The 14,065-nt window shown below is 71.6% G+C and carries 16 protein-coding genes; 8 read left to right on the top strand and 8 right to left on the bottom strand.

The features are described from left to right. Window positions 1-31 precede the first annotated feature (31 nt). From ACWEOE_RS26490 to ACWEOE_RS26480, 3 genes are read left to right on the top strand one after another with little or no spacing between them, the layout of a single operon-like run. Window positions 32-1,054 carry a chemotaxis protein CheB gene (locus ACWEOE_RS26490; protein WP_452013645.1) on the top strand — a complete coding sequence of 341 codons (1,023 nt, stop codon included), beginning with the start codon at window positions 32-34 and terminating at the stop codon, window positions 1,052-1,054. Between the two features lie 47 nt (window positions 1,055-1,101). After that, window positions 1,102-1,797, top strand: a complete 696-nt coding sequence (locus ACWEOE_RS26485; RefSeq protein ID WP_452013643.1) for an ATP-binding protein — start codon at window positions 1,102-1,104, stop codon at window positions 1,795-1,797. Window positions 1,798-1,825: 28 nt separating this feature from the next. Next, the gene (locus ACWEOE_RS26480; protein ID WP_452013641.1) at window positions 1,826-3,688 is read left to right on the top strand and encodes a CheR family methyltransferase; all 1,863 of its coding nucleotides are present in this window, start codon (window positions 1,826-1,828) and stop codon (window positions 3,686-3,688) included. 66 nt (window positions 3,689-3,754) lie between these two features. Here the strand turns inward: ACWEOE_RS26480 and ACWEOE_RS26475 are convergent, their stop codons facing one another. Further along, window positions 3,755-4,162 (bottom strand): hypothetical protein, encoded by a 408-nt coding sequence (locus ACWEOE_RS26475; protein WP_452013639.1) that lies wholly within the window; start codon window positions 4,160-4,162, stop codon window positions 3,755-3,757. Window positions 4,163-4,324: 162 nt separating this feature from the next. On the opposite strand from ACWEOE_RS26475, the gene ACWEOE_RS26470 reads away from it, so the two are divergent. Then, complete coding sequence (locus ACWEOE_RS26470) at window positions 4,325-5,569, top strand: ANTAR domain-containing protein (RefSeq protein ID WP_452013636.1); 1,245 nt, start codon at window positions 4,325-4,327, stop codon at window positions 5,567-5,569. A 4-nt stretch (window positions 5,570-5,573) separates the two neighbouring features. Here the strand turns inward: ACWEOE_RS26470 and ACWEOE_RS26465 are convergent, their stop codons facing one another. After that, window positions 5,574-6,026, bottom strand: a complete 453-nt coding sequence (locus tag ACWEOE_RS26465) for a DUF4383 domain-containing protein (RefSeq protein WP_452013633.1) — start codon at window positions 6,024-6,026, stop codon at window positions 5,574-5,576. Window positions 6,027-6,185: 159 nt separating this feature from the next. Between ACWEOE_RS26465 and ACWEOE_RS26460 the strand changes: the two genes are divergently transcribed. The 3 genes from ACWEOE_RS26460 (at window position 6,186) to ACWEOE_RS26450 (ending at window position 9,268) form a co-directional block, all read left to right on the top strand. After that, the gene (locus ACWEOE_RS26460) at window positions 6,186-6,908 is read left to right on the top strand and encodes a GAF and ANTAR domain-containing protein (protein WP_452013631.1); all 723 of its coding nucleotides are present in this window, start codon (window positions 6,186-6,188) and stop codon (window positions 6,906-6,908) included. A 1-nt stretch (window position 6,909) separates the two neighbouring features. Further along, window positions 6,910-8,367 (top strand): PP2C family protein-serine/threonine phosphatase, encoded by a 1,458-nt coding sequence (locus ACWEOE_RS26455; RefSeq protein WP_452013629.1) that lies wholly within the window; start codon window positions 6,910-6,912, stop codon window positions 8,365-8,367. 109 nt (window positions 8,368-8,476) lie between these two features. Beyond that, window positions 8,477-9,268 carry an SDR family oxidoreductase gene (locus ACWEOE_RS26450; protein WP_452013822.1) on the top strand — a complete coding sequence of 264 codons (792 nt, stop codon included), beginning with the start codon at window positions 8,477-8,479 and terminating at the stop codon, window positions 9,266-9,268. A gap of 27 nt (window positions 9,269-9,295) precedes the next feature. On the opposite strand, the gene ACWEOE_RS26445 is transcribed toward ACWEOE_RS26450, so the two are convergent. Then, complete coding sequence (locus ACWEOE_RS26445; protein ID WP_452013626.1) at window positions 9,296-9,538, bottom strand: acyl carrier protein; 243 nt, start codon at window positions 9,536-9,538, stop codon at window positions 9,296-9,298. Between the two features lie 164 nt (window positions 9,539-9,702). Here ACWEOE_RS26445 and ACWEOE_RS26440 point away from each other — a divergent pair, with 164 nt between their 5' ends. After that, complete coding sequence (locus ACWEOE_RS26440; protein WP_452013624.1) at window positions 9,703-10,161, top strand: DUF6098 family protein; 459 nt, start codon at window positions 9,703-9,705, stop codon at window positions 10,159-10,161. A gap of 5 nt (window positions 10,162-10,166) precedes the next feature. Here ACWEOE_RS26440 and ACWEOE_RS26435 read toward each other — a convergent pair whose 3' ends face one another. The 5 genes from ACWEOE_RS26435 to ACWEOE_RS26415 form a co-directional block, all read right to left on the bottom strand. Next, window positions 10,167-10,517, bottom strand: a complete 351-nt coding sequence (locus ACWEOE_RS26435; protein ID WP_452013621.1) for an STAS domain-containing protein — start codon at window positions 10,515-10,517, stop codon at window positions 10,167-10,169. A gap of 4 nt (window positions 10,518-10,521) precedes the next feature. Beyond that, a complete protein-coding gene (locus ACWEOE_RS26430) occupies window positions 10,522-11,775 on the bottom strand; it encodes a PP2C family protein-serine/threonine phosphatase (protein WP_452013619.1) in 1,254 nt (417 codons plus the stop codon). Further along, window positions 11,775-12,584 (bottom strand): alpha/beta fold hydrolase, encoded by an 810-nt coding sequence (locus ACWEOE_RS26425; protein ID WP_452013616.1) that lies wholly within the window; start codon window positions 12,582-12,584, stop codon window positions 11,775-11,777. Before ACWEOE_RS26425 ends, ACWEOE_RS26430 begins: the two co-directional genes overlap by 1 nt. A gap of 80 nt (window positions 12,585-12,664) precedes the next feature. Further along, a complete protein-coding gene (locus tag ACWEOE_RS26420) occupies window positions 12,665-12,988 on the bottom strand; it encodes a hypothetical protein (protein ID WP_452013614.1) in 324 nt (107 codons plus the stop codon). Between the two features lie 85 nt (window positions 12,989-13,073). Beyond that, on the bottom strand, window positions 13,074-13,940 hold the full coding sequence (locus ACWEOE_RS26415) for a manganese catalase family protein (RefSeq protein WP_452013611.1): 867 nt from the start codon (window positions 13,938-13,940) through the stop codon (window positions 13,074-13,076). Window positions 13,941-14,065 lie beyond the last annotated feature (125 nt).

Here is a 14,065-nt window from a genome sequence, read left to right as displayed (position 1 = left end):
TACTCGAGGGTGAGACGAGGAGGTGCGGGCCGTGTCGGCTGTCCGGCGCGACCTCGTGGTCGTCGGCGCCTCGGCCGGCGGCATCGAGGCACTGCGCACACTGGCGGGGAATCTGCCGCCGGACTTCCCGGCGGCCATCCTGGTGACGGTCCACCTCGGCATCGGAGCACGCAGCGCGCTGCCGTTCATCCTCGATCGGGCCGGACCGCTTCCCGCTCGGGCCGCCGAACAGGGGGCGGAGCTGACCCCCGGCACGATCCAGGTGGCGCCACCCGACCGGCACCTGCTGATCTTCGACGGGAAGATCCTGCTCACCAAGGGGCCCACCGAAAGCGGCCACCGTCCTGCCGTCAACGCGATGTTCCGGTCGGCGGCGCTGACCGCCGGAGCGCGGGTGATCGGTGTCGTGCTCTCGGGCATGCTCGACGACGGCGCCGCGGGTCTGCGCGCGATCGTCGACCGGGGTGGGCTCGCGATCGTGCAGGACCCGGCGGACGCGATGTTCGCCGGCATGCCGACGAACGCGCTGACCGAGGTCGAGACCGAGCACGTGCTGCCCGCCGCCGAGATCGGCCCGGCGCTGGACAAGCTCGTGCGCGCACTGGTGGACCCACGCCCCGTGCCGCCTCCGTCGGAGGCGCTGCTGGCCGAGGACCTGATCGCGCGCGACGGGTTGGCCTTCCAGGCGGTGCGGCCGGGAGAGGACGGCCCGGCCAGCGGGTACACGTGCCCCGACTGCAGCGGGGCGCTGGTCGCGATCGACAGCTCCCTGGAGCGGTTCCGCTGCCGCATCGGCCACGCGTGGTCGGCCGAGGCCCTGCTGAGCGCCCAGGACCACGAGCTCGAGCGCGCGATGTCCACCGCGCTGCGGTCCCTCGACGAAAAAGCCGGCCTCGCGCGGAAGCTGCGGGACCGGTCGCACGACCGAGGCCACACGGCGCTCGCGGAGCTGTACTCCCGGACCGCCGGGGAAGCCGCCGCGGCGGCGGAAACGCTGCGCCGCTTCCTGGTGGACGCCTCGGGCAACGGCACGGACGAGGCAGCCGCACAGTGACCGGTCCGTCACTCGAACTGTCGCGGCACCGTCGACGGAACTCGACGGTGGTGACCGCGACCGGGCACTTGACCCTCGGGGACTACCCCGAGTTGCGGGACTACCTGCTCAAGTCGGCCGTGGAAGCGCCGGACGGTCTCATCGCGGACATCAGCGGGCTCGACGTCCACGATCCGGCTCTGGTGAGCGTGTTCACGCTGGTGGCCATGCGGGTCGGCGAATGGCCGGGGATCCCGTTCGCCGTCGTGTCGGCGCGCGCGGACCACCGGTCGCTGCTGCGCCGTCGCACCGTCGACCGGTACGCCGCCGTCTTCGCCGGTGTCCGCACGGCGGAGGCCCGGTTCGACCGGCCGGTGCGGCTGCGGGACCAGCGCGAGATCGCGCGGTCACCACGGGGGTCTGCGCAGGCGAGGCGGTTCGTAGAGGAGACCTGCGCGCGGTGGCGGGTGCCGGACCTGTGCGACGACGCCTGCCTGGTCGCCACGGAACTGGTGGAGAACACGCTCGCGCACACCGGCTCGGTGCCCCGCGTCCGGCTGGATCTGCGGCGGGGGTTTTTCACCGTCGCCGTGGCCGACGACAGCCCGGTGATGGCGTACGTGCGCGAAGGGCTGGGGTTCGCCGACCCCGGATCGGGGCTGAAGCTCGTCGCCCGGCTCGCCCGCACGTGGGGCAGCAGCCGGACGTGGCAAGGCGGCAAGATCGTCTGGGCGGTCCTCGCCCCGCCCGCCCGGCCGCGGTGACCTGCGCCGGCGAGTAGCGTGTCGGAGCGTGACGGAACCGAAGCACGAGCCCAACGGTGAATTCGAGTCGGTCCTCGCGTACCTCAAAGAGTCGCGGGGTTTCGACTTCACCGGCTACAAGCGCAGCAGCCTGATGCGCCGGGTCCGGCGCCGGATGACGCAGATCGGGATCGAGAGCTACGGCGACTACATCGACCAGCTGCAGGTGAACGCCGAGGAGTTCGTCGCCCTCTTCAACACGATCCTCATCAACGTCACCGGGTTCTTCCGTGATCCCGAGGCCTGGGAGTACCTGCGTGAGCACGTGGTGCCGGCGATCCTCGCCGAGCGCAGCCCCGAGGAGCCGATCCGGGTGTGGAGCGCCGGCTGCGCGGCCGGGCAGGAGGCCTACAGCCTCGCGATGGTCTTCGCCGACGCGATCGGCGTGGAGGCGTTCCGCCAGCGGGTGAAGATCTACGCCACCGACGTCGACGACGAAGCGCTGTCGCAGGCCCGGCACGCGGCCTACACCCCCGCCGAGGTCGAGGGCCTGAACGAGCGGCAGCTGGAGGAGTACTTCGAGCTGCAGAACAGCCGGTACTGCTTCCGCAAGGACCTGCGCCGGTCGGTGATCTTCGGGCGCAACGACCTGGTGCAGGACGCGCCGATCTCACGGATCGACCTGCTGGTCTGCCGCAACACCCTGATGTACTTCAACGCCGAGACGCAGACGAAGATCCTCGAGCGGTTCCACTTCGCCCTGGCGCCGCGGGGACTGCTGTTCCTCGGCAAGGCCGAGATGCTGCTGTCGCACGCGCGCATCTTCGAGCCGCTCGACCTCAAGCGCCGCGTGTTCCGCAAGGCCGCGAACGCGCCGGTCAGCTACAACCACTTCGTCACCCAGGGCTACCCGCAACGCCGGGCCCGGGACATCTCCGGGTTGGAGGAGCTGCGGGAGCACGCGTTCTCCGCGAGTCCGGTGGCGCAGATCGTGGTGACCGCCGATGAGCTCACCGCGCTTGTCAACCAGCAGGCGGAGGTCGCGTTCGGACTGTCCGAACGCGACATCGGCCGGCCGTTGCGCGACTTGGACGTGTCCTACCGTCCGGTCGCACTGCGGGCGTACGTGGAGCAGGCGCGCCTGGAGCGGCGGTCGCTGCGGATCAAGGACGTCGAGTGGCACCGCGCGGGCGAGAGCGTGTGGTACGAGGTGCACATCAACCCGTTGCTGAGCAAGGACAAGAACCTGCTCGGGGTCTCGGTGGTCTTCCACGACGTGAGCTGGGCCCGGCAGCTGCTCACCGAGCTCGAGCACACCAACCGCCAGCTCGAATCCGCCTACGAGGAGCTCCAGTCGACCAACGAGGAGCTGGAGACGACGAACGAGGAGCTCCAGTCGACGGTCGAGGAGCTGGAGACCACCAATGAGGAGCTCCAGTCCACGAACGAGGAGCTGGAGACGACGAACGAGGAGCTCCAGTCGACCAACGACGAGCTCCAGACGATCAACGACGCGTTGCGCGAGCGCAGCCTCGACCTGGACGAGGTGAACGAGTTCCTCGAGTCGATCCTCACCTCGATCCGCGCGGGCATCGTGGTGATCGACACCGAGATGCTGATCAAGGCGTGGAACCGCGGGGCCGAGGACATGTGGGGCCTGCGGCGGGAAGAGGCGGAAGGCTCGCACCTGCTCAACCTCGACATCGGGCTCCCGCTGAACGATCTGCGCCCCGCAGTACGCGAGGCCCTGGTCGACCCCGGCTTCCACACCGAGCTGACGCTGGACGCGATCAACCGCCGGGGCCGCAAGGCCGTGGTGCGGCTGCTGTGCGGCGCGCTGCGTGGTTCGGACGGGCAGAGCCAGGGCGCTTTGATGGTGATGGAAGAGCTCGATCAGGCTTCCGCGACCTGAATGGAAGGCCCGGGTGCCGTGGTGGCCGAGCCGGGGCGGAACCCGCGTCGGGCCCGCGTGCCCGCGTCAAGGTTGCGCCGGGCCGCGGGGGTCCACCGCAGCGGCCCGGCCGCGATCGGCCTCGGCGTCCGCGCGGTGCGTGTCGGCTTTTCGGCGGTGCTCGGCGGCGGAGGCGCCACCGAGACCCGCCACTTCCTCGTGGCGATCGGCGGCGCGATCGTGGGCACGGGCCGCGCGCAGGTAGCCGGACCGAGCGCGGGCGCGGGCGATCTCGGCGCGCGTCCGGGCCTCCGCCAGCGCGGTGTGGGCCAGCTCGACCGCGTCCTCCGGCCCGGGGCCGCTCTCGTCGGACTTCGCCCACGCAGCGGCGTCGGCGCGCAGGACGTTGCGGCGCTTCGCCGCCGTCCGCGCTCGCGCGGCAGCGTGCCGCGCGGCCTGCGCGGCGGCCGCACCGGGATCGTCGGTCGTGCCCACGTGTCCACGGTCCCACGGCGGACGGTGTTGACACCCGTCGATCAGCGGATTGGCGCCCGCGGCAGCTCGGATTTTCGCGCGACAGGCCGTGACCAGGACTACCGTGGTGGTTCGGGCTGGTGCTCCGGAGCGGTCGGGCACCGGAAGAGGGAAGGGACGGCGATGGCCGGCTCCGGTTCCGACACGATTTACGTCCTGCCGCAGGCCCCGGGCTCGCCGGCTGTCCGGGTGGCGGTCCTCGTCGGCGACCTGGCCGGTCCGCGGCTCGCCGAGACCGAGGCCTGGCTGACGGAACTGGTGGGACGTGATCGCTGCCCGGTCGTGCTGGACCTCACCCGCGCCACCCTCGTGAGTGCGGCCGGTGTCCGCATGCTGCTCCGGTCGCTGCGCGCCCTCGCCCGCGCCGGCCGCGACACGCGGGTGGTCGCCGTGGACGGTGTGGTGCGCCAGGCCCTGCACGCGGCTCGCGCCGACGACGTGCTGGTGCTCGACCGCACCGTCGAAGCCGCGGCGGACGTCCTGCTCGCGCGCGACGTTTCCCGCCTCGGCCCGGACGCCCGTACCGAACAGCTCGAAGAGGACGTCGCCGCCCTGCGGGCGAAACTGGCTGTGCGTCCGCTGATCGCGCAGGCCATCGGGCTGCTCCAGGAGCGCTACCGCCTGCCCGATGCCGACGCGGCGCAAGCGCTGCTGCGCACGGCGTCGCAGGATTTCAACGTCCGCATGGTCGATGTCGCCGCGACGGTGCTCCAGGCGCCGCGCCCGTTGTCGGAGAACGGTGACCGCTGGTCCGCGGCGTCACTGCGCACCCGTGAGCCCGACCTCGGGTTCGCCGTGCGGCGAGAGTGCGGGAGCACCACGCCCGCGGACGTGCTCGCCGCGGCGGCGCGCAGGTGCCTGGCCGCCGCCGAGGCCGACGCCGCGGACGCCTGGCTCGTCGAGCCCCAGGGCACGCTGCGGCTCGCGGCGCAGCACGGCCTGCCCCAGGACTACGTCGACCACTTCGACCGGGCCGCGCGCCCGGAGGCGGCCTGCGCGCTCACCCTGCGCACCCGCGGGCGCGTCGTGGTCGCCGACGTCGGCGCCGACCCGGTCTTCACCGGCACCCTCGCCCGCGAGACGGTGCTGGCCGCCGGCTTCCACGCGCTGCACTGCACCCCGGTCACCGATCCCGACGACGGCCGGGTGGTGGCCGTGCTCTCGACCCTGCACCGCACGAGCGGGCACACCCCGACCGCCCTCGAGTGCGCCACCCTCGACCGCATCGCCGACGCCACCGGGCGCTGGCTGCGCTGGCACCACGACGACACCCTGCTCGCCGCGGCGGAGCTGTGCCACACGCTGGCCATCGGCGAAGAGCCTCCGCACGGCGCGAGCCGACGCTCGCGGGGATCCGCTCCACGGTGAACGGTCAGGGCTGCCTGACGGCGCGAGCGCTGCGGCCGGTCACCACGCCCAGCACGATCATCCCGACACCGAGGCCCAGGTGCAGCCAGTTGTCGGCGGTGTTGAAGGGCACGAAGTTGGCGTCGCTGCCGTGGTCGATCAGGAGGCCGTAGAGCCACAGAACGAGGTACACGGCGCCGCCGACGACGAGGTATCCGTAGGCGCCGCGCGGAGTGCGGGCCGTCGCCAGGCCGACGACGCCGAAGAGCAGGTGCACGATGTTGTGCAGGATCGACACCATGAACACGCCCAGCAGCATCGCCATGGAGTCGTGGCCGGCGAAGGCGAGCTGGTCGTAGCCGGTGGTCACGCCGGGGATGAAGCCCAGCACTCCGACCAGCAGGAAGACGACCGAGACGACCGTCGCCACGTGCTGGACGGCCGTGCGGCCGGTGGTGGTGCGGGTACTTGTCGACATGAGGAGCTCCTCCGGGGCTCGAAGCACCGCCCGGGCCGGGCGGTGAGGGCGTGGCGTACCCCTTCCGCGGGTCGCTAACCGCGGGGCTTTTCCTTGGTTAGAACGGCATCGCGAGGGGTACGTGCGTCTCATCCGAGAGCGGGTGGGAAGTGATGCCACATGGAACCGGAGCTTCCGCTGTCGGAGGAGCTGGCGCGGGTGTTCGCGCGGGTGCCGGAGCTGGTGCTGTCAGAGGAGACCGCGGCGTCCGTCCTGCGGGTGGTGGCTCGCCTCGCCCAGGAGATCTGCCCGGGCACCGCGGGCGCCGGGGTGAGTGTCGTCGACCGGGCCGGCAGGTGGCTCACCGTCGCGGCGACCGACGAGCTCGTCGAGCACGCGGACCTCGCCCAGTACCGAGCCGGGGCCGGTCCGTGCCTGGCCGCGTGGTCCACGCGCGCGGCCGTCCGCGTCGACGACCTCTGCCGCGAGCCGCGCTGGCCGCAGTGGTCGCGCCGCGCGCACGAACTGGGGGCGCGGGCGGCGTTGAGCGTGCCCTTGGTCGCCGGGGACTCGGCGGTGGGTGCGGTCACGGTCTACGGCGCGGCCCCCGAGTGCTACGGCACGCGAGAGGAGTCGCTGCTCGGCATGTTCGCGGCGCAGGCCGCGGTGCTGGTGGCGAACACGACCTTCCGGGCCGACGCCGAACGGCTGACCGAGCGGCTTCGCGCGGCGGTGCGGGCCCGGGATGCGGTCAACATCGCGAAAGGCATTCTCATGGCGCGTGACGGAGTCGACGAGGAGGAAGCGTTCCTGCAGCTGGCCGGGCTCGCCCGGGATCGGGGAACCGGATTGCCCGCCGTCGCCGAAGACCTGGTCGCGACGACACGGAAACGGCGGCGGTGACGTGCCGGACGTCGACGCCCAGCAGCAACGGCGCACGACCGCGTCCGCCTTCGCCCGCGCCGACCTGACGGCGGGGGAGCTGTGGCTGCGCTATTTCGCCCTGGGCGGCAGTCTCGGGCTCGCGGACGTCGAGGCATACCTGCGGGGCACCGCTGAGCTTCCCGGCGCCGATCGGGACGTGCTGGCCTGCGCCGTGAACGAGCGGCTCACCGAACTGCGGGGCCGGCCCGCGTCCTACAGCCGCACGCTTCGGGAGACAGTTCCGCGCGGGGCGCCGATGGCCGCGCTGGTCGTCCTCCTCGAAGGCGCCGAGCTGGCCCCACCCGAACGCCTGCCCGGGCTCGTCGCGGCCGCGGGTGAGGTGCTGGGCGTGGACCTCACCGTCCACCTGGTCGACTACGAGCAGCGCGTTCTGCGCCCGGTGCCGCCGCCGGGCCGATCACCGGACGCCACCACGCAGAGCGGGGAATCGACTCTCGCCGGCTGGGCGTACCGGCGGTTGGAGGTGCTCCCCGCCGAGACCGATCCGCCGCGGTTGTGGGTGCCGTTGCTGGACGGGGCCGAACGGCTGGGTGTGCTGGAGGCGAGGGTCGAGCACACCGCGGACCTGCACGACCCCGGGCTTCGCGCCCAGTTGCGCTGGGCTTCCATGCTGATCGGGCACCTGGTCGTGCTGATGACCCACTACGGCGACGGCCTCGACGTCTTCCGGCGGGAGCAGCCGCGCAGCGTCACGGGTGAGCTGATCTGGTCGCTGCTGCCACCGCTGACCTCGGGGGTGGACGGATTCGTCGTGAGCGCTGTCGTCGAACCGCGGCACGCGGTGGCGGGGGACGCGTTCGACTACAGCCTGTCGGAAACCACGGCGCGGTTGCTGATCCTCGACGCCGTGGGCCACGACCTGGGCAGCGGGCTGATCGCCGCCGCGGCCGTGGCGGCCCACCGGTCGGCGCGCCGCTCGGGCGGCGGCCTCTACGAGCAGGCCCGGGTCATGGACGAGACGATCGGCGCCACGTTCGAAGGGGCCTCCTACGCCACGGCTGTGCTCGCGGAGGTGGAGCTGGCGACCGGGCGGCTGCGCTACGTCAACGCCGGCCACCCGCCGCCGCAGATCCTGCGCGGTGGCCGGCTCGTCAAGCCGCTGACCGGCGGCCGGCGGCTGCCCTTGGGCCTCGGGCCCGGGCGCGAGTTCTCGGTCGGCGAGGAGTGGCTCCAGCCCGACGACTGGCTTCTGCTGCACACCGACGGCATCACCGAGGCCCGCAACGCCGCGGGGGACTTCTTCGGTGACGAGCGCCTGGCGGACTTCCTCGAACGCGAAGCCGCCGCGGGGTACCCGCCGCCCGAGACGGTCCGCCGCCTCATCCAGGCCGTGTCGGCGCACCAGGAAGGCCGGTTCACCGACGACGCCACCGTGCTGCTCGCACGGTGGACCGATCCGGCGCGCATGGTGCCCTGATCGCGTGTGAACCGGCGGTGCGCGGGTATCAGGAGGCACACCCTGACGAGAGGAGCCGGTCGTGTCCCAGCCCGCCCAGCAGCAGAGCCCGCCCGGAGCGACCGCGGAGATGACGCCGCGGCCCGACCACGGGGAGCACTCCTACCGCGGTTCCGGGAAGCTGACCGGCAAAGCCGCCCTCATCACCGGAGCGGACAGCGGCATCGGGCGCGCCGTGGCGATCGCGTATGCCCGCGAAGGCGCCGACGTGCTGGTCTCCTACCTGGACGAACACGAGGACGCCGAGGAGACCCGGCGGTGGGTCTCCGACGCCGGCCGCAAAGCGGTGCTCGTGCCCGGTGACGTCGGGGATCCCGGGCACTGCCGCGCGCTGGTCGCCCGCGCGGTCGAGGAATTCGGCCGGCTCGACGTCCTGGTCAACAACGCCGCCTACCAGATGACCCACGAAACGCTGGAGGAGATCTCCGACGAGGAGTGGGACCACACGATCGCGACGAACCTCAGCGCGTTCTTCCACCTCGTCAAGGCCGCCCTGCCCCATCTGGAGCCGGGCGCGGCCATCATCGGCAGCTCTTCGGTCAACTCCGACAACCCGACTCCGCAGCTGCTGCCCTACGACGTGACGAAAGCGGGCGTCGCGAACATGACCGCGGCCTTGGCGCAACTGCTGGGGCCACGGGGGATCCGCGCGAACAGCGTGGCACCCGGTCCCATTTGGACACCGCTGATCCCGTCGACCATGCCGGAGGACAAGGTGGAGTCCTTCGGTGCGCAGGTGCCGCTCGGCCGCGCCGGTCAGCCCGCCGAGCTGGCGCCGGTCTACGTGCTGCTCGCGTCCAACGACGGCAGTTATGTGTCCGGTGCCCGGGTCGCGGTCACGGGCGGTGTGCCGATCCTGTGACCGGCACAACCCCGCCCGCGCCGGACGTCAGGTCAGGGCCGGGCCCGACGCCGGGCTGCCCGAAAGTTCCTTCAGGAACTCGTGGCACTGCTTGCCCCGTGCGGAGTCCTCCTCCATCACGCGGCGGAAGAAGTCGGCGATGTCCTGGCGGTCCGCGTTTTCGGCGTCGCGGACGTACTGGCCGTAGTCGTGGCCGGCCTTGAGTGAGTGGTACTGCACCGAGATCAGGTCGAAGCTGACGTCGTCGAATCCGGTTTCTCCGGTGGCCATGGGCTTTTCCTTTCGCGTTCGGGTAACGGCACTACTCGGCCGCAGCCCAGTGGTGCCCGCGTGGGCGGCGGACAAACATCGGCTCGTGCTTCGCGCGCGAGCCGTGACCGGCGGTGTGGCGAACGACGTGGTTTCGCGGTCACGGCCCCGGGTACCGGAGCGGCATGAGTCGCTTCCGGACGGATCTCGTCACCGTGGAGGACCTCGACGGTCTCGTCCTGCTGTTCGAGAGCGAGGGCGGCGAAGACCTCTACGTGCGCTGGTCACGCGGTCCCGCCGCCGACCGGGCGCAGACGAGCCTCGACGGGCTCACCGGCGTGCCGCTGCCGGGCTTGTCGGCCAACCCGCTGCGCGCCGAGTCGTGGTGGCGTGACCGCTCGATCCGGCTTTGGCTGGCCCGTCGGCTGTACGACTACGAGCACCTGCGCGATCTGCGCGGCCCCGGCGTCCGCCCGTGGGTGTTGCGCGGGCGCGAAATAGCCCGTGGGCCGGACAACGAGCCGCTGGTCGTCGACGTCGTGGCTCTGGCCTGGGTGGCCGACGACGTGCTCAAGGAAGCCCGCCGGCTGGTCGACGAGCAGGGCGCACGGGAATGGGGGCCGATGGACCGCCGCACCCGCTGACCCGGTCAGGTTCGCGCTTCGCGTGCTTGCTCGGCCGTGGCGTAGGTCGGGAACGCGCTCGCCAGCCCGATCAGTCCCAAGGTGCGCGTGAGATGCGCGGGCACCCCGACCAGGGCGATGGCCGCGTCCGCGGCGTGGGCGACGTTGCGGGCGGCCAGGAGCGCCGAAACGCCGCTGGAGTCGCAGAACGTCACCTCGCTCAGGTCGAGGACGAACAACCCGCCGGGCTCGAGCGTGGCCGCCTCGATGTGGGAGACGAACGTGGGCGACGTGGCGATGTCGAGCTCGCCGTGGGGGGCGAGGGTGGCGCCGGAGGGGTCCGAAGAGGCTTGGACGGTGAAGGGACCGGCGGTCATCGGGTCACGCACCTTCCCGGCGGGGAACGCTCAGGGCCAGCAGTGCGGTGTCGTCTTCGACGCCGTCGCCGAAGCCGGCGAGCAGGGCCGTCACGGCGGCGATCACATCCTGCGCGGACGCGGGGGCCAGGCCGGCGAGGTCCGCCTGGAGCTGTTCCTCGCTGTAGCGCGCGCGGCCGTGGGTGCGCGCCTCGATGAGCCCGTCGGTGTAGAGCAGCAGCGCGTCGCCTGGTCCGAGCCGGAGGTCGACGGATGCGAAGCGGGCGTCGGGCAGGGCGCCGACGAGCTGGCCGCCCGGGATTTTCAGGAATTCCGGCGTGCCGTTCGCACGGATGAGCAGCGCCGGCGGGTGGCCGCCGGTCGCGAGGGTCACCTCGGCGCCCTCGGCGTCGGGCCGGACACGACCGTGGAGCACGGTGCAGTACCGCGGGTCGGTGCCGTGGTACTCGTGGTTGAGCACGGTGTTCAGGTTGCCCAGCACGGCTTTCGGGTCCGGGTCGTACACGGCCGCCGCCCGGAGCGTGTAGCGCGCCAGCGACGTCACGACGGCCGCCGCGGCGCCCTTGCCGGACACGTCGCCGAGGAAGAAGCCCCAGGTATCGCCCGTGAGCGGGAACAGGTCGTAGAAGTCGCCGCCGACCTGGTCGGCCGAGGCAGTGTGGTAGTACGCGGCGACTTCGATGCCGGGCACGTCGGACAGCGCCGGCGGCAGCAGGGTCCGCTGCAGCGTTTTCGCCAGGCGCTGCGCGTGGTCGCGTTCGCGTTCGGCTTCGGTGCGTGCCCGCAGCAGTTCCTCTTCGTAGGCCCGGCGGTCCCGTGCGTCGAAGATGGTGGCGCGCACGAGCTGGGGCTCGCCGTCGGAACCGGTTTTCACGGTGGCCGTGACCAGCACCGGCAGCCGGGTGCCGTCGGCCCGCTTCAGGTCGAACGCCACGCCGCCGAGCTCACCCTGCATGCGCAGCAAGGGGGAGAAGTGTGTCTCGTAGTAGATCCGTCCGCCGACGGTGAGCAGGTCGGTGAACCGCAGCCGCCCGACGACGTCCTCGCGCGCGCGGCCGAGCCAGCCCAGCAGAGTGGTGTTGATCTTGGCGATCGTGCCGTCGAGCAACGTCGAGAGGTAACCGCACGGCGCGTTTTCGTACAGGTCCTCGGCGCTGTCCTCGAGCAGGGCCGAGAACGCCGCCTCGTCGTCGTGCCGATTGTCGTCGTGCCCGTTGTCGTCGTGCCCGTTTCCGGTGTGGCGGTCGGCTTCCCGCATCATCGGACGGCCACGAACGCCGTGATCGCCTCGATCGTGGCCTCCGGTGCGCTGAGCTGGGGACAGTGGCCGGTCGCGTCGAGGGTCACCAGCTCGCTGCCGGTGATCTGCTCGTGGACGAACCGGCCGACCTCCGCCGGTGCGATCGCGTCGTGGCGGCACTGCACGATCAGCGTCGGCGCGGTCACCTTCGCCAGGTCGGCGCGGTTGTCCGACAGGAACGTCGCCCGCGCGAACACCCGCGCGATCGCGGGATCCGTGCGGCAGAAGGAGTTCTTCAGCTCCTCGCCCAGCTCCGGGCGGTCGTCGTTGCCCATGATCACCGGTGCCATGGTCGCCGACCAGCCCAGGTAGTTCGCTTCCAGCGCCGCCAGCAGCTCGTCGATGTCGGCTCGGCTGAAGCCACCGTGGTAGTCGCCGTCGTCCAGGTAACACGGCGAAGGCGTGAGGAGCACGAGCTTCGCGAAGCGGTCCGGTTCGGTGTTGGCGGCGAGCACCGCGATCATGGCACTCACGGAGTGTCCGATGAGGACGACGTCACGCAGGTCCAGCTCGTGGCACACCTCGAGCACGTCCTGGGCGTAACCGTCGAGGTTGCCGTAGCGCTCGGGCGTCCAGGCGGACAGGTCGGACCGACCCGAGCCGACGTAGTCGAACAGCACCACGCGGTAGCGCTCGGCCAGCTTCGGGGCTACCAGCCGCCAGAGGTTCTGGTCGCAGCCGAACCCGTGCGCGAGCAGTACGGTCGGCCCGTCCTCGCGTCCGGTGACGACCACGTTGTTGCGGGTTTTCACGGTCACCCCGGTCATCTTGGCACCGGTCCGGGCCCGGCACACGGCGACCGGCGCCCGGCGGAGTGTGTTTGTCCGCACTGCACTCCGGGAGTGCTTTACCTGCTCGACCCGCGCAGCCGGTCGCGAAGCCGGGGGAGGAACGCGGGATCCACCTGGGCGACCGTTTCCAGGTCCGCCTCCGGCGGAACGGCGGCGGCGAACGTGTCCAGCAGCACGCCCGCCGCGCACAGTGCCAGCTGTTCGTCGGTGGTGGGCGGGAGGTCCGTCTCCGCGGGCAGCCACGGAGTGAGCACCACGTCGAACTCCCCGCAGGGGGTGCCCCGGCACCAGAAGCGCACGCGGTAGCGCGCCGGCGCCACTGCGTGGACGTGCCAGACGGACGCGCTGCCGGCAGCCGGCGTCGTGCCGGTATCACTCATGCGGGATTCCTCGTGGTCAGGCGGCTGGTTCCGCGGAGTGGGCAGGGCGGCCCGGCTGCGGGCCGGGCCGGGCCGCCGGAAACCGTCACTTGGCCTTGTTCTTGATGTTCTTCGCCTTGCCCTTCATCGTGCCTTTGGCGTCCTGCAACGGCGAGTAGCTGCCGAAGAGTGCCGGGTCGGGCTTCGGGGCCGTGCCGGGGCCGCCGAGGGGCTTGGGATCCATCAGGTACTCGATGGCCGCCTCGCCGGTGGTCCAGCCGCCCTTGGCGCCGTCCGGGCCGTCGGAGAGGTGCCAGATCGTGTTGTTGTGCACCTGGTCCTCCTCGTCGAACAGCGCGGTCGGCGCGATGTCGCTCTCCAGCCCGTCGGCCCGGAGCTCCTCGATGGCGGCCAGCCACTGCTTCTGGTGCACGGTGTCGCGAGCGAGGTTGAACTGCAGCATGGCTTTCACGCCGGGGTCGTCGGTCATGTTGTAGAGCCGCGCGGTCTGCAACCGCCCCTGAGCTTCGGCGGCGGCGTTCGCGCGGAAGTCCGCGAGCAGATTGCCGGACGCCACGATGTACTTCCCGTTCCACGGCGTGCCGTTGCTGTCGGCGGGCAACGCGCCTCCACCGGCCACGATCGCCTGCTGCGGATCCATGCCCCCGATCACGGCCGCCATCACCGGGTCCTTCACGGCTTCCGCCGTCGCGGTGGCCGGCGCGCCCTCCAGCAGCCGCGCGACCATGGTGGCCAGCATTTCGACGTGGCCGATCTCCTCGGTGGCCGTGTCCATGATGAGGTCCTTGTACTTGCCCTCGATGCGGCAGTTCCAGCCCTGGAACAGGTACTGCATCGTCACGGTCATCTCGCCGTACGCGCCGCCGATGAGCTCTTGCAGCTTGTGCGCGTACACGGGATCCGGCTTCTCGGGCTTGGCTTCGAACTGCAGGAGTTTGGTGTGTCGGAACATCCGAGCGTCCTCTCTTTCCGGGTGGGCCGCCGCCCGGTTGCCCCCGTGCTGCCCGGTTAATCACGGAATCGAGAAGTCGCCGGTTGGCCGGCCGGCCGGGGGGTACCCGGTGCGCTCCGAACGGT

This window comes from Amycolatopsis sp. NPDC004368, assembly GCF_053602515.1.
This window is presented reverse-complemented; position numbering and strand designations above follow the sequence as displayed.

Excerpts from the sequence above, each read along its gene's own strand:
- ACWEOE_RS26470 (WP_452013636.1), top strand. The coding sequence starts at position 4,325 with ATGGCCGGCTCCGGTTCCGACACGATTTACGTCCTGCCGCAGGCCCCG.
- ACWEOE_RS26465 (WP_452013633.1), bottom strand. The coding sequence starts at position 6,026 with ATGTCGACAAGTACCCGCACCACCACCGGCCGCACGGCCGTCCAGCAC.
- ACWEOE_RS26460 (WP_452013631.1), top strand. The coding sequence starts at position 6,186 with ATGGAACCGGAGCTTCCGCTGTCGGAGGAGCTGGCGCGGGTGTTCGCG.
- ACWEOE_RS26450 (WP_452013822.1), top strand. The coding sequence starts at position 8,477 with ATGACGCCGCGGCCCGACCACGGGGAGCACTCCTACCGCGGTTCCGGG.
- ACWEOE_RS26445 (WP_452013626.1), bottom strand. The coding sequence starts at position 9,538 with ATGGCCACCGGAGAAACCGGATTCGACGACGTCAGCTTCGACCTGATC.
- ACWEOE_RS26440 (WP_452013624.1), top strand. The coding sequence starts at position 9,703 with ATGAGTCGCTTCCGGACGGATCTCGTCACCGTGGAGGACCTCGACGGT.
- ACWEOE_RS26435 (WP_452013621.1), bottom strand. The coding sequence starts at position 10,517 with ATGACCGCCGGTCCCTTCACCGTCCAAGCCTCTTCGGACCCCTCCGGC.
- ACWEOE_RS26430 (WP_452013619.1), bottom strand. The coding sequence starts at position 11,775 with ATGCGGGAAGCCGACCGCCACACCGGAAACGGGCACGACGACAACGGG.
- ACWEOE_RS26425 (WP_452013616.1), bottom strand. The coding sequence starts at position 12,584 with ATGACCGGGGTGACCGTGAAAACCCGCAACAACGTGGTCGTCACCGGA.
- ACWEOE_RS26420 (WP_452013614.1), bottom strand. The coding sequence starts at position 12,988 with ATGAGTGATACCGGCACGACGCCGGCTGCCGGCAGCGCGTCCGTCTGG.
- ACWEOE_RS26415 (WP_452013611.1), bottom strand. The coding sequence starts at position 13,940 with ATGTTCCGACACACCAAACTCCTGCAGTTCGAAGCCAAGCCCGAGAAG.